Below are 1030 nucleotides of genomic sequence, written 5' to 3'. Positions count from 1 at the left end.
GCGAGGACCTCGTCCGCGTCGGCGCGGCGCACGACCACCACGCCGTCGTCGTCGGCGACGATCACGTCACCCGGTTCGACGAGGCGGCCACCGCAGACGACCGGCGTGTTCACCGAGCCGAGCGTTTCCTTGACCGTGCCCTCGGCCGAGACGGCCCGGGACCAGACGGGGAAGGGCAGGGCACGCAGCTCGGCGATGTCGCGGCAGCCGGCGTCGATGACCAGGCCCCGCACCCCGCGCGCCTTGAGGGAGGTCGCCAGCAGCTCCCCGAAGTACCCCGCGTCCGACGGCGAGGTCGGCGCCACGACCACCACGTCACCGGGCCCGCACTGCTCCACGGCCACGTGGATCATCCAGTTGTCACACGGCGCCACGCTCACCGTCACGGCCGTGCCCGAGATGTGCGAACCCGGGTAGATCGGGTTCAGCGAGGACGCCATCAGCCCGGTGCGGCCCTGCGCCTCGTGGATCGTGGCGACCCCGAACCGACCCAGGCCGTCGCGCGTTTCCGGACCGGTCCGGGGCGGATTCGTGACGACGACCCCGCTCATCGCACGACCGCCCCACCGGCCTGGCCGACCAGCGAGGGCATCAGGGAAATGTGGATCGCGTCCTCGTCGGTCTCGCCGGCGAGCACGCGGATGGCGTGGTCGACCTGGTCGATGCCGTAGCGGTGGGTCGCCAGCTTCTCCAGCGGGAAGCGGCGCGAGGCCAGCTGGTCCACGGCGAGCTCGCAGGCGCGGAACGAGTGCCCGCGCGCGGACTTGATCGTGATCGCCTTCTCGGTGACCTTCTTGACCGGGAAGTCCGGGAACGCGGCCAGCTCCCCCTGGATGAGGAGCGTGCCTTCGCGGCGCTTGAGGACGTCGACGCCGAGCAGCACCGGCGCGGTGCCGGCGCGCGAAGTGCAGTCGAGCACGATGTCGACGCCGCGGCCGCCGGTGAGGTCCATGACCTTCTCCCGGGGGTCCTCGGTGAGCACGTCGATGACCTCGTCGGCGCCCAGCTCCTTGGCCAGGTCGAAGCGGTG

At 71.8% G+C, this 1030-nt stretch carries 2 protein-coding genes; both read right to left on the bottom strand.

Annotation, left to right across the window (positions count from 1 at the left end):
* Positions 1-551 (bottom strand): 4-carboxy-4-hydroxy-2-oxoadipate aldolase/oxaloacetate decarboxylase (locus tag AB0F91_RS47300; RefSeq protein WP_360609104.1); only part of this gene is annotated, 551 nt, incomplete at its 3' end.
* Positions 548-1030: zinc-binding dehydrogenase (locus AB0F91_RS47295; protein WP_360609102.1), on the bottom strand; the 483-nt coding region annotated here is incomplete at its 5' end. The genes AB0F91_RS47300 and AB0F91_RS47295, both read right to left, overlap by 4 nt.

Origin of the sequence: Amycolatopsis sp. NPDC023774 (assembly GCF_040639695.1) — a bacterium.
Taxonomy (GTDB): Bacteria; Actinomycetota; Actinomycetes; order Mycobacteriales; family Pseudonocardiaceae; genus Amycolatopsis.
Note: the sequence above shows the minus strand (reverse complement) of the source record. Positions and strands in the feature narration are given on the sequence as shown.